The following is a 2,840-nucleotide window of genomic DNA, read 5'->3' as shown; positions in this document are numbered from 1 at the left end:
CTGTTCGGCTTGGTCTGGCTCAGGCGCCGGCGTGGTTTGGGTGCAAAATAAGCGTGAGTGACGAAGTGGGTTAATGGCGTGGGTTATTCGGCTTGGCTCGGTGTTTTGCCGGTCGCGCACCCCAAACTTCGACTATGATCGTGCGACACATCCGGCTGGCATCGCAGGCCGGTCAGGCCATCTTGCAACGCCAGGTGCAATGAACAAACAGCCTTTTCACACGCATTCAGACGCAATCATTGACAAGCCCGCTTCGCAGGACGGACGCCCTGAAACAGCCGAAGCAGAAAGCGCCTTTGTGTTTTTGCTGGTGGACGGTCTTTCGATGATGAGTCTCTCCTCAGCGATAGAACCGCTACGCTCGGCCAACAGGCTGGTGAACACGGCGCTCTATGGCTGGACGCTCGCAAGTCTCGACGGCAATCCCGTGTATGCGTCGAACGGAATCGAATTGCAGGCCCGAAAGCTCGACGATGTCATGACCACCGCTCAATACATTTTCGTTTGCGGTGGCCTGCGTCTCGACCCGGCACTCGAGCCGGCATATCTGCGCGCGCTGCGCCGCGCGGCTCGCACGGGCGCGGTGATCGGATCTTTATCGACAGGAAGTTATCTGCTTGCGCGCGCCGGTCTGCTCGAGGGCTACCAGTGCACGATCCATTGGGAAAACCTCTCTGCCTTCACCGAAGAGTTTCGCGGCTTGATGTGCTCGGGAAAGATCTACGAGATCGACCGCGACCGCATGACGTGCTCGGGTGGCATCGCCGCAATGGACATGATGTTGCAGTTGATATCGGAGCAACACGGTCCTGAGCTTGCGGTCCGGGTGGCGAACCAGTTTCACCACGAACGCATCCGCGACAGCGACGACGAACAACGCGGCTGGCGCGACCAGAACCACGAGAGCCTGCCCCGCGGCATCCGGCGCGCTATCGAACTGATGCGTGCGCACGTGGACGAGCCACTGCCCATATCGCGTATCGGCACCGACATAGCCATGACCTCACGCCAGCTCGAGCGGCTGTTCCTGCGCCATCTGAACGCAACGCCCGCGCGCTACTACGTGACATTGCGGCTCGAACGGGCGCACGACCTGCTGGTTTATTCGAATGTCCCGGTCGCGGATATCGCCCTTGCTACGGGGTTTGCTTCGGCTTCGCATCTGGCGCGCTGGGTGAGGCGTGTCTATGACGCGAGTCCGACGGATCTGCGCAGCGCCTTGCCGCGTTCCTAGGCGGCAGCGGCGGGTAATGGCATCCACCCCTGCATGCTGCGCCAGTCGGGCTCGAGTTGCGCGAAACGCGACAGCGCGAACCCGGATATGTCTGCGAACGAGCAGGCGCCATCCACAACGAGGTCGCGAATTGCGTGGCCGCTCGCCGGCGACAAACCGAAACCAACGCTCGACAACGTCGCGACGGTCAGGTTTTCCATCGGACCTGGCCGGTCGACTACGGGCCGCCCATCCGGCGTATTTTCGATAAACCCCGCCCAGCTACGAATGACCCGGGCGTGTGCAACCTTCGGGAAAAGCCCAGCCACACGCGCTGCGATACTGGCCTGCAAAGGGGTCGAGTGCGGGCGCTCGCCTTCTGCGCTTTTATAGGTATCGGCGAGATCGACCCATTCGTGCGGCCCACCGCCATAAGCCAGATTGCCGCGCAGCGTCTGCCGTCCATAGAGGCCGTTGCCATCCACGCCGCCTATGGCCATGAGCGGCAGCGGCTCAGTTACGATCATCTCGGCACGTGCGCTCGCAAGCGGCACGTCCACGCCGAGCATTGCGGCAAGCTCGCCCGTGCGTGGTCCCGCTGCAATCACGACATGATCGCAGGCCAGGTGTCCCCGCGACGTTTGCACGCCGACCACCCGTGCGCCGCGCCGCTCGAACCCCGTGACCTCCGTGTGCTGCATCAGCCGGCCACCGCAATCCTGCATCGCCCAGGCGTAAGCCTGCAACGTGCGATGCGGATTTGCATGGCCGCCGAAGTGATAGAAGTAGCCGGCATGGACGTTATCGCCCGCGAAAGGCACGAGTTCGCGGACTTGTTTCGCATCGAGAATATCCGAGCGCAATCCATGATGCGCGCCGTTATCGAGCGCGCGTCGGTATAACGTGAACTGCTGTTCATCCAGCGCGATCCGAATCCGGTTCGGCCTGAATTCAGTAGGATATCCAAGCAATTCATCCATCATCGGCCAGAGACGTTGTTCTTCGAGGAACAACGGGCTGTGATGGTGGGAACAGCCGCCGCCATTCCGCCCGGATGCGCCCCAGCCGATCAATCCTGCATCGAGCACGAGCACGTCGACGCCTTCGCGGGCGAGCCACCATCCGGCGCTCAAGCCCGTGACGCCGCCGCCAATGATGACCACCGACGCCCCTTTGGCGTCCTGCGTGACGCTGCCCTGTGTACTGTGTTCCATCGCGTTCCCCGTCCTGGTGCTGCGTATGTCGATGCGTCTCCACCCCTACTCGCTCGCAACCACCCCGCCCGTCTCGCGGCCGGCGGCGGTATAAAGCGGAGTCGCGCGCCAGAACGGCACCCATTGCGATGCAATGCCGAACCAACTGTCCCAATGGTCACCAAGCGCAGGGACTTCTCCCAGGGCAGCAAGCTGATTGAGCGGCAACGGGCGCACGGGCGACCGGAAGGTGGCGAGCGGCATGCCGGCAAGCGGGGTCGCCGAACCGATCGAAAGCAAGGTCGCAACCTGCTCGCGGCAACGGCGGCCCTGGCACGGCCCCATGCATGCGCGTGTGAGGCGCTTGACGATATCGGGACTTGGCGGACCTTCGAGCACGAGAGAAGCCAGGGTGCGGGCAGTCGCCGGATCGG

The 2,840-nt window shown here is 62.9% G+C and carries 2 protein-coding genes and 1 pseudogene; 1 reads left to right on the top strand and 2 read right to left on the bottom strand.

Translation table 11 applies throughout. The annotated features are described in order from the left end of the window. The first annotated feature begins 199 nt into the window (after positions 1–199). Entirely contained in the window at positions 200–1,234 is a 1,035-nt protein-coding gene (locus ACFFAR_RS30025; RefSeq protein WP_375509098.1) for a GlxA family transcriptional regulator, read from the top strand. Here the strand turns inward: ACFFAR_RS30025 and ACFFAR_RS30020 are convergent. Next, a complete protein-coding gene (locus tag ACFFAR_RS30020) occupies positions 1,231–2,427 on the bottom strand; it encodes an FAD-binding oxidoreductase (protein WP_075360270.1) in 1,197 nt (398 codons plus the stop codon). The two genes, ACFFAR_RS30025 and ACFFAR_RS30020, sit on opposite strands and share 4 nt — an antisense overlap. 45 nt (positions 2,428–2,472) lie before the next feature. After that, a pseudogene (locus ACFFAR_RS30015) lies at positions 2,473–2,840 on the bottom strand (hypothetical protein); the annotation flags it as partial.

This window comes from uncultured Caballeronia sp., assembly GCF_964243625.1.
Classification (GTDB): domain Bacteria; phylum Pseudomonadota; class Gammaproteobacteria; order Burkholderiales; family Burkholderiaceae; genus Caballeronia.
This window is presented reverse-complemented; position numbering and strand designations above follow the sequence as displayed.

Coding starts and splice junctions, on each gene's coding strand:
- ACFFAR_RS30020 (WP_075360270.1), bottom strand. CDS start 2,427: ATGGAACACAGTACACAGGGCAGCGTCACGCAGGACGCCAAAGGGGCG.
- ACFFAR_RS30025 (WP_375509098.1), top strand. CDS start 200: ATGAACAAACAGCCTTTTCACACGCATTCAGACGCAATCATTGACAAG.